Source organism: Streptomyces sp. NPDC045678 (assembly GCF_056432085.1).
On record NZ_JBWKJS010000018.1, the window covers coordinates 46936 to 62655 of the forward strand.

Here is a 15720-nt window from a genome sequence, read left to right on the forward strand (position 1 = left end):
CACCTGCCCGAGCACCCCGCGGCGCAACGCCCAACACCCCACCCAAGCCAGCCCCCCACCCAAGCCAAAACCCCCACCCCGCCCGTTAGCCCGGGGCGTTGGCGCACCCCCGGCAACTCTTGTCTCCGCCCGCTGTTCGCCCTGCGTTGCGGCGCACCGGCTGAAGCCGACGGACCCGCCCGTTTGCCCCGGGACGTGGTCTTTCCGCATGAGGCGCCCTCCGTGCCGGTCGTGTGCTCTGTGGCGGGGCGTGGCGTGCGCGTTGGGGCTGAACGCTCCGCCCCTATGCCCGCCTGACCCCGCCTGACCCCGCTCGCCCTTCGCCCATCCCGCCTTCGCCCCCGTTGCCCCGTGACACGGCACCCTCCGCCCCCCGCCCCTCCCACAGGGCCCGCCCCCGCCACCTGCGCCGGGGCCCCGCCCCCCCGCCCGGGGGCAGGCGTGCCGCAGAGTGGGGCGGGTGGGCGCAGCCCACAGGGGCGGGCGTTCAGTCCGGGTCTCGTGGGGTTTTGGGTGGCGGTGGGGGCGGCGGAGGCGGGGGTGGCCAGTCGGCGGAGCGGGGGCGGGAGCGGCGTGAGGGAGGGGGGACCACCGGGCCCAGAACCGTGGGGGCCCCGGAGACGTCTCTGTCGGACCGCGGAGGGGTTCCTCGTGAGGGCTCCGCCGATCCCGCCGGTCCCGGAGAACCCGTCGGCCCCGCAGCGCCCGTCGAGCCGGTAGAGCCCGCAGCGCCCGCCGAGCCGGTAGAGCCCGCCAGGCCCGCAGAGCCGGGCCCCATCGCGCGCAGGTACGGGTTCGTGTCAGGGTTCGGTGGACGGTACGGCGTCCCGGGCGCGTACGGTCCCGCCTCCGAACCCGGAGGCATGCCTGGGTCATGGTGTCCGGGGAGGCCCGCCTCCGAACCCCTAGGCATGCCGGGGTCATAGTGTCCGGGGAGGCCCGCCTCCGAACCCGCAGGCATGCCGGGGCCATGGGGTCCAGGGAGGCCCGGCTGCGAACCCGCAGGCATGCCGGGGCCATGGCGCCCAGGGAGGCCCCCCGCGCCGGATGCGAGGGCCAAGCCTGCCGCCCGGGTGCCCGCCGCCCCCGTCAGCACCGCGAGAACCGCCCCCACCAACCCCGCCCCGAACCCCCACGCCGCCCCCAGCAGCGCCGCCGCCCCCAACCGCCCGTGCAGCTCGATCCCGGCGCCGAACGCGTCGAAGCCGAACACGGAGAGCGAGGCGTCGGCCGACACCTCCGTCAGCCACACCAGGAGCGGCAGGCCCAGCGCGGTCACGCCCCCGAGACGCACCCCGCACCGCCCGGCGAACCCGGCCGCGGACACGGTGTCCCGGGCGCGAGGAGTACGTACAGCAGTCAGCACCCCCGCGAACAGCATCGCCATCGCGGCCGCGACCCCCAACAGCCACACCCGCCCGTCGAGTTCGGCCAGGCGCCCGAGCGTCAGCGCCTTGTCGGAGGGGCCCGTCAGGAGGTCGTCCACCGGGTCCGGCAGGAAGCGCGTGAGCGCGCCCGTCGCCTCGCCGTCCCACGGGACGAAGAGGCCGACCGGCAGGCCGAGCCACACCCCGTTCGGTGCCCCGAGCAGCGCCGCGCCCGCGATCCGCTTCGGATGGTCGTCGCCGATCATCGCGTACCCCGCCGCGGCCCACCCCGCGGCCACCGCCACCAGTACCACCGCGACCAGCGCGGACACGGCCGGCCGCACCACCCGGTGCAGGCCGTCGAGGGCGCGCAGCAACGGAGTGCGCCGCGACGCGAGGAGCGCGATGAGCAGGACGGCGGTCACCCAGACCGCGCCGCCGAGCAGCGTCGGACCGGTGTCGACGGTGAACCCGACCGACGTCTTCGCCTCCACGAGGTCCCCGAGCCGGTCCGGCAGCAGCCCGCCGATGTCCCCGATCCCGCCGGGCAGCTTGTCGCCGATGCCGCCCGGCAGCTCGTCGACGCCCTCCCCGATCCCTTTGTCGATGCCGAGCTGCTTGCCGTCGATCGTGACGATGTCGTGACCGGCCCAGGCGAGCCCCGCGAGCATCCCGAGGAAGAGGGCGATCACCGCGCCCGCACGCGCGAGGAGTTCGGCGGGGGAGATCACGAGCCCCGCCCCGCGCAGGGAACGCAGGAAGAAGTGGGCGAGCAGGAGCGCTCCGACCAAACCCACACCGAGTGGCGCAATATCGACTGTCGTGGTCGCCTCGGCGTCGTCCAGACCGAACGCCGAGACGTCGCCGGACGGCGTGACCGAACCGCCCGCGCCCAGCGCGACGGTGGCCGCCGTCATCGGCCCGAGCGCGGCCACCGCGTCCGCACCGAGCAGGTGCAGGGCGAGCGCGGCCGCCCCCGCCATCCCCACCAGCGCCCAACTGACCGCGGCGATCGCGGAGAGCAGCACATCGCCCCACCGCACGCCCCGGCTCTCGCCGTTCCGTTCCTCGGCCTGCATCAGGACCCCCCGGACCGCAGCGCGTTGCCCTAAATGCACTTAATGCTCTCAATGAGCATGATCCGTATGCACTGATGGGCGCTTACTACTCTCCGGGGCGATTTCTTCTCCGTCAACGGGGCAACCCGTCACGCGCGTACGCAGTCTTCACAAGGCCCGACTTTCGGTCAGAGCCCTCCGCCTGAAATAGTTCCTCCCGATGTTCGACATCCCTAGACTCCCCATCGATGGGGGCTAGCTCGGGGGACAACTCAGTGGGGCATGGAGTGCCGGAACTCGTACTGGAATTGAATGGCAGGACCTGGACGCTGGACGCGTCCAGGCCGTACACCCTCGGACGTGATCCGCAGGGGGATATCTCGCTCGACGACGCCAGGGTTTCCTGGCGTCACGCGACGATCAGCTGGAGCGGCCGCAGTTGGGTCATCGAGGACCACGGCAGCACCAATGGCACCTTCGTGCAGGGCCAGCGGATCCACCAGATGGAAATCGGCCCGGGCACGGCCGTGCACCTCGGCAACGCGACCGACGGTCCACTGGTGAACGTGTCCGGTGGCGCCGCCGCCGCGGCCGTCTCCGCGCCGCAGCACGCCCAGCAGCAGGCTGCGCCGCAGCACGCGCCCCAGCAGCACCAGCAGCACCAGCAGCACCAGCAGGAAGCTCCCGGCTGGGCCGCTCAGACCCCGCAGCAGCAGGCACCCCAGCAGCAGGCCCCGTACCAGCCGCAGCAGCAGGGCTGGCAGCAGCCACCGCAGCAACACCAGCCACCGCAGCAGCATCAGGCGCCGGTGCATCAGCAGCACCCGCCTCAGCAGCAGCACCAGTCGCACGTGCCCCAGCAGCAGAGCGGCCCGTCCGAGCAGTACGCACAGAAATCTCCGGGTTCCGGCGGTGTCGCGGGGGCCCCGCCGGTCTACGGGGACCGCAGCCCGACGACGTTCCACCAGCTGGCCCTGGGCCGCAAGATGCGCATCGGCCGTGCGCTCGAGAACGAGCTGGTCGTCTCCGACCTGCAGGTCTCGCGCCACCACGCCGAGTTCACGGCGACGCCCGACGGCCGCTTCGAGATCCACGACCTCGGGTCCCACAACGGCACGTACGTCAACGGCCAGCCGATCGCGAAGTCCTCGACGGTCTCGATCGGCCCGAACGACATCGTCGGCGTCGGCCACTCGACCTTCCGTCTCGTCGGCGGACAGCTCGAGGAGTTCGTCGACACCGGTGACGTCTCCTTCTCGGCCCGCCACCTCACGGTCACGGTCGACGGCGGCAAGCAGATCCTCAAGGACGTCTCCTTCGGCGTCCCGGAGAAGTCGCTCATCGCGGTCATCGGCCCCTCGGGTTCCGGCAAGTCCACCCTGCTCAAGGCGCTCACCGGCTACCGGCCCGCCAACCAGGGCGACGTCCTGTACGACAACAGGAACCTGTACAAGCAGTTCGCGGAGCTGCGTCAGCGCATCGGTCTGGTCCCGCAGGACGACATCCTGCACAAGGAGCTGACCGTCAAGAAGGCCCTCAAGTACGCGGCCAAGCTGCGCTTCCCCGCGGACACCACGGAGGCCGAGCGCGAGTCCCGCATCGACGAGGTCCTTCGCGAGCTCAAGCTGGACATCCACAAGGAGAAGAAGGTCACCTCCCTCTCCGGCGGCCAGCGCAAGCGCGTGTCGGTGGCCCTGGAGCTCCTGACCAAGCCCTCGCTGATCTTCCTGGACGAGCCGACCTCCGGCCTCGACCCGGGCATGGACCGCGACGTCATGCAGCTGCTGCGCGGCCTCGCCGACGACGGCCGCACGGTCCTCGTCGTCACGCACTCCGTCGCGGAGCTCGCGATCTGCGACAAGCTCCTGGTGATGGCACCCGGCGGCTCGGTGGCGTACTTCGGCCCGCCGGAGGAAGCCCTCAACTTCTTCGGCTACAGCACCTGGGCCGACGTCTTCTCCGCCTTCGAGAACTACCGCGACTACGACTGGGCGGGCCGCTGGAAGGGCTCGCAGCACTACCAGATGTACGCCGCGGACATCGACGCCGTCGCCGCGCAGTCCGTACAGATGCCGCCGCCGCAGGCGGTGAGGCCGCCGAAGCCACAGGGCTGGGGCTCACAGCTGTGGACCCTGATCCGCCGCTACACCTCGGTGATCGCCTCCGACAAGGGCTTCATGGGCCTGATGGTGATCCTGCCCGCGGTCCTCGGCATCGTCAGCGTCGTCATCCCGGCCGACTTCGGCCTCGCGCCACCGAAACCGCCGGTCAAGTTCAACGGCGACGCCGGCACGATCATGCTGATCCTCGCGGTCGGCATGTGCTTCTCGGGCGCGGCCAACTCCGTACGAGAACTGATCAAGGAACGGGTCATCTACGAACGGGAACGGGCCACCGGCCTGTCCCGCTCGGCGTACCTGATGTCCAAGGTCATCGTCCTCGGCGTGATCACGGCCATCCAGGGCGTCATCATCTGCGGCATCGGCTTCGCCCCGCGCGAACTGCCGGAGGAGGGCCTGATCATGCCCCCCGCCGCGGAGATCTGCCTGACGATCATCGCGCTCGGCTTCACGTCGATGATGTTCGGCCTGGTCATCTCGTCGCTGGTGAAGACCGCCGAGAAGACCATGCCGCTCCTGGTGATGTTCGCGATCGTCCAGGTCGTGTTCACCGGCGTCCTCTTCCAGATCTACGGTTCGCCCGGCCTGGAGCAGTTCGCCTGGCTGATGCCGTCCCGCTGGGCCATCGCCGGCGCGGGCGCCACACTCGACCTGGCCCACCTCATGCCGCCGTGGGACCCGAAGAAGCCGGGCGACCTCGACCCGCTGTGGGAGCACTCGGCCGGCCAGTGGGGCCTCAACATCACGGTTCTGATCGTGCTCGGCGTCATCTGCGGCTTCGCGGTCGCACGCCTGCTGCGCCGCCACGAGCCGGAGGTCATGCGCAAGTGACCGGTGCCCTCGGGCACACGAGAAGGGCGGCACCCCGCGCGGGGTGCCGCCCTTCGGCGTCTTGAGAACCTCTGCTTCGGCTGAAGAGGTCCAGTGATCAGGCGATCAAGGCTCAGTAGGCGCCGTTCACGTTGTCCATCGAGCCGTACCGGTCGGCGGCGTAGTTGGCCGCGGCCGTGATGTTGGCGACCGGGTCGTAGATGTTCGTCGAGGTGCCGTCGACGTGGTACGCGTCGAACGTCGGCTGGATGACCTGGAGCAGACCGATCGACGGGGTGCCGTTGATGGCGTTGATGTCCCAGCCGTTCACGGCCTGCGGGTTGCCCGCGGACTCGCGGATGATGTTGCGGTGCAGGCCCTCGTAGGAGCCGGGGATGCCCTTGGCCTTCATGATGTCGAGGGACTGGCGGATCCAGCCGTCGAGGTTGTTGGCGTAGACGGGCTTGCGGGCGGCGGCGCGGCTCGCGGCCTCCTTGGCCTTGCGCTCGTCCTCGGCCTTCTTCTTCGCGGCGGCCTCGTCGGCGGCCTTCTTGGCCTCGTCGGCCTTCTTCTTCTCGGCGGCGGCCTTCTCTGCGGCGTCCTTGGCCTGCTTGTCGGCGTTGGACTGCTGCTTCGAGACGCTGGCGTGGACGGCCTGCTGCGCGCCGGTGCCCGCGGCGAAGGCGACGGGGGAGACGTCGCCGGCGGCCTGGGTGGTGGCCTCGGAGTTGCCCGGCACGAGGGAGAACGCGAGGGCGGCGGCGCCGAGCGTGGCGACACCGGCGATCGAGAGCTTCTGGGTCTTGGTCACGGTCGAGCGACTATGACCAGGAAGGTTGTGCTTGGACATGCGAGATGGACCTCTTCGGATAGCGGAGGTCGCTCTGGTCCGGCGGGGGACATGGTGCTTCTCCGGCACAAACGCCGCGATGGTGAGACCGCGGCGCCGAGCGACGGGAGCAATTCTTAGCGGCAGCAAAAATCTGTGGCAAAGGTGTGATGTACGATCCCGGGTAGTGGATCAACCGTTCCGTATAAGCCGCAGGCGCCATGCATCCCCGTGACATAAAGGGATTCCTTATCCACTAGGGACCTTCGTACGTGATGTGCGTCCTATGCGCGGGCTCACATCGAACACGTAACAGTCTCACCAAGAGTTGCCCGAGCAACGCTCTCCGTGAGGAGCCTCTCCGCCCGGCCCACGGACCATGGACCTAGGCCCCGCGCCCTAGGCGGGGGCCTCCACAGGTCGGATCCGCACGGTCACACCCCGCCGGTAGCGTGTGCCCATGAGTCAAGGACCCCGATCCGGCCTGACCGCGGTGAGCTCCGCGCTCCTCGCCATGAGCAGGCACCTCGAGGTGCGCGACGTCCTCAAGACGATCGTCGCCTCGGCCCGCGAGCTGCTCGACGCCGAGTACGCCGCGTTGGGGGTCCCGGACGACCACGGCGGCTTCGCCCAGTTCGTCGTCGACGGGGTCAGCGAGGACCAGTGGAAGGCCATCGGCCCGCTGCCCCGGCAGCACGGCATCCTCGCCTCGATGCTGCAGAAGGGCGAGACCGTCCGCCTCGGCGACGTGCGCGAGGACCCGCGCTTCGGCGGCTGGCCCTCCGCCCACCCGGACATGTCCGACTTCCTCGGCGTGCCCATCAGCTCCGACGACGAGACGCTCGGCGCGCTCTTCCTCGCCAACAAGAAGTGCTCCAAGCCCCAGGGCGTGTGCGGCTTCACCGAGGACGACGCCGAGCTCCTCGCCATCCTCGCCCAGCACGCCGCCATCGCCCTCACCAACGCCCGCCTGTACGAGCGCAGCCGCGAGCTGACCATCGCGGAGGAACGCTCCCGCCTCGCCCACGAACTGCACGACGCCGTCAGCCAGAAACTCTTCTCGCTGCGCCTGACGGCCCAGGCCGCCACGGCCCTGGTGGACCGCGACCCGTCCCGCGCCAAGGGCGAACTGCAACAGGTGGCGATGCTCGCCGCCGAAGCCGCCGACGAACTGCGCGCGGCCGTCGTGGAACTGCGCCCCGCCGCCCTCGACGAGGACGGCCTGGTGGCCACGTTGCGCACCCACACCCGAGTGCTGCACCGCGCGCACTCCGCCGAGGTCACCTTCGAGAGCAACGGAGTGCGGGCCCTGCCGGCCTCCCAGGAAGAAGCCATGCTGCGGGTCGCCCAGGAGGCCCTGCACAACGCTCTGCGCCACTCCGGCGCCGAGCACGTCGCCGTGCTCCTGGACAAGCGCGGCGCCGGTGCCGCCCTGCGCGTCGTCGACGATGGCTCGGGCTTCGACCCGAGGTCGGTACGGAGCGCGGGGCGCCACCTCGGCCTGGTCTCCATGCGGGACCGGGCGAGCGGGGTCGGCGGACGGCTGACCGTGGAATCGGAGCCCGGCAAGGGCACGACGATCGAGATGGAGGTGCCCGGTGGCTGACGCAGCGCTCAATACGGTCAACGCAGGGACAAGGATCCGGGTGCTGCTGGTCGACGACCACCAGGTGGTCCGCCGCGGCCTGCGCACGTTCCTGGAGATCCAGGACGACATAGACGTCGTCGGAGAGGCGTCGGACGGCGCCGAAGGAGTCGCACAGGCCGAGGAACTGAAACCGGACGTCGTCCTGATGGACGTCAAGATGCCCGGCATGGACGGCGTCGAGGCGCTGCGCAAGCTCCGCGAACTCGCCAACCCCGCGCGCGTGCTCATCGTCACCAGCTTCACCGAGCAGCGCACGGTCGTCCCGGCCCTGCGCGCAGGCGCCGCCGGGTACGTGTACAAGGACGTCGACCCGGACGCCCTCGCCGGCGCCATCCGCTCCGTGCACGCCGGGCACGTGCTCCTGCAGCCCGAGGTGGCGGGCGCCCTCCTCTCCCAGGAGGAGACGGGCGGCGGCCAGGGGAGGGGCGGTTCGCTCACCGAGCGCGAGCGCGAGGTCCTCGGCCTGATCGCCGACGGCCGCTCGAACCGCGAGATCGCCCGCGCCCTCGTCCTCTCCGAGAAGACCGTCAAGACCCACGTCTCGAACATCCTGATGAAGCTGGACCTGGCCGACCGCACCCAGGCCGCGCTCTGGGCCGTACGCCACGGCGTGGCCGGCTGAGACCTTCCGCCGAACCGTCGACTTGCGGTCTGAGATTCATACCGTCGTGTGGATGTCCCCCGGATGGCGTATCCCCCGGGGCGTTCGGGCGTTCTCCAGTGCGTGCTGCGGCGGCTGGCCGCAGCTTCTGCTCAGGAGGACGTAGAAGTGAAGAACCTGAAGAAGGCCGCTGCCGTCACGATGGTGGCCGGCGGCCTGGTTGCGGCCGGCGCCGGCATGGCTTCCGCCCACGGCGGCGCGCACGCCGACGGAGTCGCCAAGAACTCCCCCGGCGTCGTCTCGGGCAACCTGGTCCAGGCCCCGGTCCACGTCCCGGTGAACGTCTGCGGCAACACCGTCACCGTCATCGGCGGCCTCAACCCGGTGTTCGGCAACGTCTGCAAGAACCTCTGATCGCATCCTGCGAACAGCACATCCCCTGACCCCGTCATCTCCGGGGTCGCCCATGTCAGCAGGAGGAGCACGTTCCATGAACAGCATCGCCAAGAAGGCCGCCCTGGCCGTCGTCGCCGCCGGTCTCGCTGCGGGCGCGTCCGCCGGAGTCGCCTCCGCCACCTCGGACGCCCAGGCCGACGGTGTCGCCACGAAGTCCCCGGGCGTCGGCTCCGGCAACCTCGTCCAGGTGCCGATCGACGTCCCGGTCAACGCCACCGGCAACAGCGTGAACGTCATCGGCGTCCTCAACCCGGCGTTCGCCAACCACACGGTGAACCACTGAGGCACAAGCCGATGACACGGGCCCGCGGACCGAAAAGGTCCGCGGGCCCGCGTCGTCGCTCAGCGCCCGCCGCCCCGCTCCCGCTCCTCGACACACGAGTTGAACGCGGCCACCTGCGCCCGCCGCGCCGTCCGCTCCACGGGCCGCAGCGCCTGCCCCCGCGCGGCCATCTCCGACGCGCTCACGGCCCCGCCGTGCCCGTTCTCGTACGCCAGTGAGATCAGCAGACCGACCCGCTGGGCCAGCTCGAGCACCCGCACCGCACGCGGCGGATAGCCCGGCGCCAACAGCTCGCGCCCCCGCTCCGCCCGCGCCCGGTACGCGTCGAGCGCCGCCTCGGCCACCGGCCCCGACCCCGCGACATCGAGCCGGGACAGCACCTCCGTCGCCTCCCGCAGCGCCTCCGCGAGCTCCCGCTCCGCCTCGCCCAGCGAGGGCACGTCGGCGGGCGGCGCCTCACGCACCGGCAGGCAGTGCCAGACGACCTCCACGTGCACGTCGCCGTCGGGCCCCGCCTCGTACACCTCGGGCACAAGACCGTACGGCGCGCCGAACCCGACGACCGCCTCCTCCGCCTCCAGTGCGCGCGCGTTGAACTCGGGCGGTCCGCTCAGCCCCAGCGGATGTCCCGGCGCGGGCAGTGCCACCCGCAGACCGGTCATCCCCAGGGAGCGCAGCCGCCCCATGGCGAGCGTCAGCCCGACCGGGCCGGATTCCCCGGGCAGTCCTTCGACCCGGTGCACCGCGTCGTCGCCGACCATGGCGAGCACGGCGTCATCCGGAGAAACAAGTCCGGCCAAAAGGGCATTTCCCCATGCGGCCAGGCGTCCTGAGCGTGGTTCCGAGAGCATGCCCACAGCCTAAGGACCGGGCTCACGACAGGAACGCTCGGCCAGTGGCGTAGGTTTTATCCGGGGGCCGCGTCCACAGGCGCGAGCGACGACCGAGACTGCAATGGGAGACAGCGCGCTCATGAGCGATGTACTGGAGCTTGAGGACGTATCTGTGGTCCGCGAGGGCCGGGCTCTGGTGGACCAGGTCTCCTGGTCGGTCAAGGAAGGGGAGCGCTGGGTCATCCTCGGCCCCAACGGCGCCGGCAAGACCACCCTCCTCAACGTCGCGTCCAGCTACCTCTACCCGAGCACCGGCACCGCCACCATCCTCGGCGAGACCCTCGGCAAGCCCGGCACGGACGTCTTCGAGCTGCGCCCGCGCATCGGCGTCGCCGGCATCGCGATGGCGGAGAAGCTGCCCAAGCGGCAGACCGTCCTGCAGACCGTGCTCACCGCGGCGTACGGCATGACCGCCGGTTGGCACGAGGACTACGAGGACGTGGACGAGCAGCGCGCCCGCGCCTTCCTCGACCGCCTCGGCATGAGCGACTACCTCGACCGCAGGTTCGGCACGCTCTCCGAGGGCGAGCGCAAGCGCACCCTGATCGCCCGCGCCCTGATGACCGACCCCGAGCTGCTCCTCCTCGACGAGCCCGCCGCGGGCCTCGACCTCGGCGGCCGCGAAGACCTCGTACGCCGCCTCGGCCGCCTCGCCCGCGACCCGATCGCCCCCTCGATGATCATGGTCACGCACCACGTCGAGGAGATCGCACCCGGCTTCACCCACGTTCTGATGATCCGCCAGGGCAAGGTCCTCGCCGCGGGCCCGCTGGAGCTGGAGCTCACCTCCCGCAACCTCAGCCTCTGCTTCGGTCTCCCGCTCGTCGTCGACCAGAAGAACGACCGCTGGACCGCCACGGGTCTCCCGCTCAGCTGATCGGCGCCCTGTCCCCGGAGGGACCCGCGGTCCTACGATGACGACGTGGACATCGACGCATGGGTGTGGTGGCTGATCGGGGCCGCCGCACTCGGAATCCCGCTCGTACTGACCGCGATGCCGGAACTCGGCATGCTCGCCGTGGGCGCCGTCGCGGCCTCCGTGACCGCGGGCCTCGGCGGCGGCGCCGTGCTCCAGGTCGTCGTCTTCGCCGCGGTCTCGGTGGCGCTCATCGCCGTCGTACGCCCGGTCGCCGCCCGGCACCGCTCCGGGCGGCCCGGACTGGCCACCGGAGTCGAGGCCTTGAAGGGAAGATCCGCTCTCGTCCTCGAACGGGTCGACGCCTCCGGCGGACGCATCAAGCTGGCGGGGGAGATCTGGTCGGCCCGCGCACTCGACACCGACCGCGCCTACGAAGCGGGCCAAGAGGTCGACGTCGTCGAGATCGACGGAGCGACGGCCGTCGTCATGTGAATGCCCCACGGGCGGTACGACGGTCTGACAGACTCGACCAGCAAGATCTTCGCGACCGCGCGAAATCTTCCGGGAACACCGAGGCATGAAGGGTACGGGGAGTCACGATGCAACCCATCATCATCGTCCTGATCATTCTGGTGGTGCTGGTCTTCATCGCCCTGATCAAGACCATCCAGGTCATCCCACAGGCCAGCGCCGCCATCGTCGAGCGCTTCGGCCGCTACACCCGCACGCTGAACGCCGGACTGAACATCGTCGTCCCGTTCATCGACTCGATCCGCAACCGCATCGACCTGCGTGAACAGGTCGTACCCTTCCCGCCGCAGCCGGTGATCACCCAGGACAACCTGGTGGTCAACATCGACACCGTCATCTACTACCAGGTGACCGACGCCAGGGCCGCGACGTACGAGGTCGCCAGCTACATCCAGGCGATCGAACAGCTCACCGTCACCACCCTGCGCAACATCATCGGTGGCATGGACCTGGAGCGGACCCTGACCTCCCGCGAGGAGATCAACGCGGCCCTGCGCGGTGTCCTCGACGAGGCGACCGGCAAGTGGGGCATCCGCGTCAACCGCGTCGAGCTCAAGGCGATCGAGCCGCCGACCTCCATCCAGGACTCGATGGAGAAGCAGATGCGCGCCGACCGTGACAAGCGCGCGGCGATCCTCCAGGCCGAAGGTGTACGGCAGTCGGAGATCCTGCGCGCCGAGGGCGAGAAGCAGTCCGCGATCCTGCGCGCCGAAGGCGAGGCGAAGGCCGCCGCCCTGCGCGCCGAGGGCGAGGCCCAGGCGATCCGCACGGTCTTCGAGTCGATCCACGCGGGCGACCCCGACCAGAAGCTCCTGTCCTACCAGTACCTCCAGATGCTCCCGAAGATCGCCGAGGGCGACGCCAACAAGCTCTGGATCGTGCCCAGCGAAATCGGCGACGCCCTCAAGGGCCTCGGTGGCGCGCTCGGCAACTTCGGCCCGCTGGGCGGCGGTTCCGGCGGCTCGGCCCCCGCCACCGAGCGCCGCGAACAGCCGCCGATCGACTGATACGCTCGCAATCCGTACGCGGCAGGGACGCTAGGCGGCGGGCTGCGCCAGCCACTCAGGCAGCGAAGCCAGCTCGTCCCTGCCGAGCGACAAGAGCATCGCATCCGCGGGCGTCGGCTCGAACGGCTGCCGGAGCAGAGGCATACCGGCCTCCTCCGGAGTCCGGTTCGCCTTGCGGTGGTTGTCCAGCGCGCACGAAGCGACCGTGTTCAGCCAGGAATCGGCACCGCCCTGCGACCGCGGCACCACGTGGTCCACGGTGGTGGCGCGTCGGCCGCAGTACGCGCACCGGTGCCGGTCCCTGACCAGCACGCCCCGCCTCGACCAGGGCGCTTGTCTTCGGAACGGCACCCGCACGTATCTGCACAGCCTGATCACCCGGGGCACGGGTATGTCGATCGCCGCCGCGCGCACACGCAGTCCGGGGTGGGCGTGCTCGACCACGGCCTTGTCCTGGAGCACCAGAACGACGGCCCGGTTGAGCGACACCGTCGAGAGCGGCTCGAAGCTCGCGTTCAGCACCAGCGTGTCCCGCATCAACCTGCCCACCTCCCGTATGCACCGGCCCACCGCCTGGCGGGCTGGGATCAACTCTGGCCGGGCACGCCGAGATGGACAACGCAATAAAAAATGCCCGCCTCTGATCACTTCCATGACCAGAGGCGGGCAAACACTGGGTGAACGCTCAGTACCTGACAGTCGCTCAGCTCTCCGCGGGAGCCGCGTACTCGGCGATCACCTGGGCGCGCGCCAGCGTGTGGAACCGGAGGTTGAAGCCCACGAACGCGGGCGGCGCGTCCGAGTCGGGACCCAGCTTCTCCTGGTCCACTGCGTACACGGTGAACACATAACGGTGCGGCCGGTCGCCGGCAGGCGGCGCCGCACCCCCGAAGTCCTTCGTCCCGAAGTCGTTGCGCACCTGCACCGCGCCCTCGGGCAGCCCCTCGAACTTCCCGCTCCCCGCACCGCCCGGCAGCTCGGTCACCGAGACCGGGATGTCGAAGACGGTCCAGTGCCAGAACCCGCTGCCCGTCGGGGCGTCCGGGTCGAAGCACGTCACGGCGAAGCTCTTGGTCTCCGGCGGGAAGCCCTCCCACCGCAGCTGCGGCGAGGTGTTCCCGGCCGCGTAGACCTGAGCGTCCTTGAGGACCGCACCCGGCTCGAAGTCCTCACTCGTGACCGTGAAGGACGGCACGGGCGGATGGAAGTCATGGGGAAGCGGCGGCCTCTTGAGCTCGCTCACGTAGGCACCTCCTGGTTGATTGCTGGTCCTCGCTGATCCTCTACGAGCCTAGAACCAGTTGCGCTTGCTGCCGACCTGGGACAGCCACTCGTTGAGGTACGCCGCCCAGTCGGTGCCCTGGAAGTCGTTGAGACCGACCTTGAACGAACGGAACGAGTCGCTGCCCTCGCTGAACAGACCCGGCTTCTTGTCCATCTCGAGCACGACGTCCATCTCACGGTCGTCGGCGACGAAGCTCAGCTCGACCTGGTTGAGCCCGCGGTACTGCTGCGGCGGGAAGAACTCGATCTCCTGGTAGAAGGGCAGCTTCTGCCGCGTACCGCGGATGTGGCCGCGCTCCATGTCCGCGCTCTTGAAGCGGAAGCCCAGCTGGATGAAGGCGTCCAGGATGGCCTGCTGCGCCGGCAGCGGGTGCACGTTGATCGGGTCGAGGTCACTGGAGTCCACGGCGCGCGCGATCTCCAGCTCGGTGGTCACACCGATGTTCATGCCGCGCAGCTGCTGCCCGTCGATGCTCGTGACCGGGGTCTCCCACGGGATCTCCAGGGTGAACTGCACGGCGTGCACCTGGTTGGCCTGCAGCGTGAAGGCGCCGCCGAGCCGCACCTTTGTGAACTCGATGTCCTGCTTGGTCTCCTGGTCGTTGCCCTCGACCTCGACCCGTGCCTGCAGACCGACGGAGAGACCCTCGATCTCCTGGTCCACCGAACCGCCCTGGATCCGCACCTCACCCTGGACGACGCCGCCCGGGACCACGTTGACCTCGGCCAGCACGGTCTCCACCGAGGCGCCACCGGCACCCAGACTCGCGAGCAGCTTCTTGAACCCCATGACACTCCATCCCCAGGCCGCCGCCTGTGGCTCGTCCGACGTGAATACTTGATCGATAGAAACGCGAGGGAACCGTCCGTGGTTCCGCCCCCTCACCCTGACAACCGAGCGGTCCGTGGACCACCCATGGACGAGGACGAGTGCATTACGCTCGTACGGCATGATCGCGAGCCCTGACCGTACGCCCCTGACCCGAGACTTCTTCGACCGACCGGTCCTTGAGGTCGCACCGGACCTGCTCGGCCGCATCCTCGTACGCGACTCCGCGGACGGCCCGATCGAAGTGCGCCTGACAGAGGTGGAGGCGTACGCGGGCGAAGTCGACCCCGGCTCCCATGCCTACCGCGGCCGCACCGCCCGCAACAGCGTGATGTTCGGACAGGGCGGACACATGTACGTCTACTTCACCTACGGCATGTGGCACTGCATGAACCTGGTGTGCGGCCCGGAGGGCAAGGCCGGCGCGGTCCTGCTGCGCGCCGGCGAGATCACGGAGGGCGTGGAGCTCGCCCGCAAACGACGACTCTCGGCCCGCAATGACAAGGAACTGGCCAAAGGTCCCGCCCGCCTGGCCACCGCCCTTGACGTGGACCGACAGCTCGACGGCGCCGACGTCTGCGGGGACCCGTCCTCCCCCTTCTCCGTACTGACCGGCACACCCACCCCGTCCGACCAGGTCAGCAGCGGACCTCGCACGGGGGTGGCAGGGGAGGGCGGCGTCCACCCGTGGCGCTTCTGGATGACCAACGACCCTACGGTCAGCCCCTATCGGGCCCATGTGCCCCGGCGCCGTCGAACTTGACGCGGCCTTGGTGGCTCCGTAATGTAGTCCGAGTCGCTTGAACCGGGTACGGCAGTCTGCCAGCAGCCGGAAGCGGCCAACCACTACCTAACAACTTCCCCTCAGCGGGGTCTTATTCGGCGTGCCCGCATGCCGTAATTCGAACTCGTGGAACTCGATTATGAGTTGCGGAGGGAGTCCGCTAAAGTAGTGAACACGCCGAAAGGCAAAGGCCCTCCAACGGCCACCGGAAATGAAATCCGAACCGGAAACGGAACGGAAAACGGATCTGGTAAGGTTGGAAACACGAAATACCGAAGGGAAGCGCCCGGAGGAAAGCCCCAGAGAATGTTCTGCGGGTGAGTACAAAGGAAGCGTCCGTTCCTTGAGAACTCAACAGCGT

At 69.8% G+C, this 15720-nt stretch carries 15 protein-coding genes; 9 read left to right on the forward strand and 6 right to left on the reverse strand.

Annotated elements, in window-relative coordinates; genetic code table 11:
* Positions 1-487 precede the first annotated feature (487 nt).
* Positions 488-2446 carry a streptophobe family protein gene (locus AC07DO_RS39500; RefSeq protein WP_479067312.1) on the reverse strand — a complete coding sequence of 653 codons (1959 nt, stop codon included), beginning with the start codon at positions 2444-2446 and terminating at the stop codon, positions 488-490.
* Positions 2447-2712: 266 nt separating this feature from the next.
* Here AC07DO_RS39500 and AC07DO_RS39505 point away from each other — a divergent pair, with 266 nt between their 5' ends.
* Positions 2713-5376, forward strand: coding sequence for an ABC transporter ATP-binding protein/permease (locus AC07DO_RS39505; protein WP_479067314.1), 2664 nt, complete (start codon positions 2713-2715; stop codon positions 5374-5376).
* A gap of 112 nt (positions 5377-5488) precedes the next feature.
* On the opposite strand, the gene AC07DO_RS39510 is transcribed toward AC07DO_RS39505, so the two are convergent.
* The gene (locus AC07DO_RS39510; RefSeq protein ID WP_479067316.1) at positions 5489-6205 is read right to left on the reverse strand and encodes a transglycosylase SLT domain-containing protein; all 717 of its coding nucleotides are present in this window, start codon (positions 6203-6205) and stop codon (positions 5489-5491) included.
* A 439-nt stretch (positions 6206-6644) separates the two neighbouring features.
* Between AC07DO_RS39510 and AC07DO_RS39515 the strand changes: the two genes are divergently transcribed.
* From AC07DO_RS39515 to AC07DO_RS39530, 4 genes are all read left to right on the forward strand, one after another.
* Entirely contained in the window at positions 6645-7790 is a 1146-nt protein-coding gene (locus AC07DO_RS39515) for a GAF domain-containing sensor histidine kinase (protein ID WP_479067318.1), read from the forward strand.
* Positions 7783-8454, forward strand: a complete 672-nt coding sequence (locus AC07DO_RS39520; RefSeq protein WP_479067320.1) for a response regulator — start codon at positions 7783-7785, stop codon at positions 8452-8454. Before AC07DO_RS39515 ends, AC07DO_RS39520 begins: the two co-directional genes overlap by 8 nt.
* Before the next feature lie 147 nt (positions 8455-8601).
* Positions 8602-8847, forward strand: coding sequence for a chaplin (locus AC07DO_RS39525; RefSeq protein ID WP_150219425.1), 246 nt, complete (start codon positions 8602-8604; stop codon positions 8845-8847).
* 76 nt (positions 8848-8923) lie between these two features.
* Positions 8924-9172, forward strand: a complete 249-nt coding sequence (locus AC07DO_RS39530) for a chaplin (RefSeq protein WP_479067322.1) — start codon at positions 8924-8926, stop codon at positions 9170-9172.
* Between the two features lie 59 nt (positions 9173-9231).
* Here AC07DO_RS39530 and AC07DO_RS39535 read toward each other — a convergent pair whose 3' ends face one another.
* Positions 9232-10023, reverse strand: a complete 792-nt coding sequence (locus AC07DO_RS39535; protein WP_479067324.1) for a hypothetical protein — start codon at positions 10021-10023, stop codon at positions 9232-9234.
* A 121-nt stretch (positions 10024-10144) separates the two neighbouring features.
* Between AC07DO_RS39535 and AC07DO_RS39540 the strand changes: the two genes are divergently transcribed.
* The 3 genes from AC07DO_RS39540 (at position 10145) to AC07DO_RS39550 (ending at position 12462) form a co-directional block, all read left to right on the forward strand.
* Positions 10145-10942 carry an ABC transporter ATP-binding protein gene (locus AC07DO_RS39540; RefSeq protein ID WP_150183359.1) on the forward strand — a complete coding sequence of 266 codons (798 nt, stop codon included), beginning with the start codon at positions 10145-10147 and terminating at the stop codon, positions 10940-10942.
* A gap of 45 nt (positions 10943-10987) precedes the next feature.
* Positions 10988-11416 carry an NfeD family protein gene (locus tag AC07DO_RS39545; protein ID WP_479067326.1) on the forward strand — a complete coding sequence of 143 codons (429 nt, stop codon included), beginning with the start codon at positions 10988-10990 and terminating at the stop codon, positions 11414-11416.
* A 107-nt stretch (positions 11417-11523) separates the two neighbouring features.
* Positions 11524-12462: an SPFH domain-containing protein gene (locus AC07DO_RS39550; RefSeq protein ID WP_150166251.1), complete on the forward strand. Its 939-nt coding sequence runs from the start codon at positions 11524-11526 to the stop codon at positions 12460-12462.
* A gap of 30 nt (positions 12463-12492) precedes the next feature.
* On the opposite strand, the gene AC07DO_RS39555 is transcribed toward AC07DO_RS39550, so the two are convergent.
* From AC07DO_RS39555 to AC07DO_RS39565, 3 genes are all read right to left on the reverse strand, one after another.
* A complete protein-coding gene (locus AC07DO_RS39555; protein ID WP_150183357.1) occupies positions 12493-12999 on the reverse strand; it encodes an HNH endonuclease in 507 nt (168 codons plus the stop codon).
* A 166-nt stretch (positions 13000-13165) separates the two neighbouring features.
* A complete protein-coding gene (locus AC07DO_RS39560) occupies positions 13166-13705 on the reverse strand; it encodes a YbhB/YbcL family Raf kinase inhibitor-like protein (RefSeq protein ID WP_150166247.1) in 540 nt (179 codons plus the stop codon).
* A gap of 48 nt (positions 13706-13753) precedes the next feature.
* Positions 13754-14536 carry a sporulation protein gene (locus tag AC07DO_RS39565; RefSeq protein ID WP_150219430.1) on the reverse strand — a complete coding sequence of 261 codons (783 nt, stop codon included), beginning with the start codon at positions 14534-14536 and terminating at the stop codon, positions 13754-13756.
* Between the two features lie 160 nt (positions 14537-14696).
* On the opposite strand from AC07DO_RS39565, the gene AC07DO_RS39570 reads away from it, so the two are divergent.
* A complete protein-coding gene (locus AC07DO_RS39570) occupies positions 14697-15338 on the forward strand; it encodes a DNA-3-methyladenine glycosylase (protein WP_398975647.1) in 642 nt (213 codons plus the stop codon).
* Positions 15339-15720 lie beyond the last annotated feature (382 nt).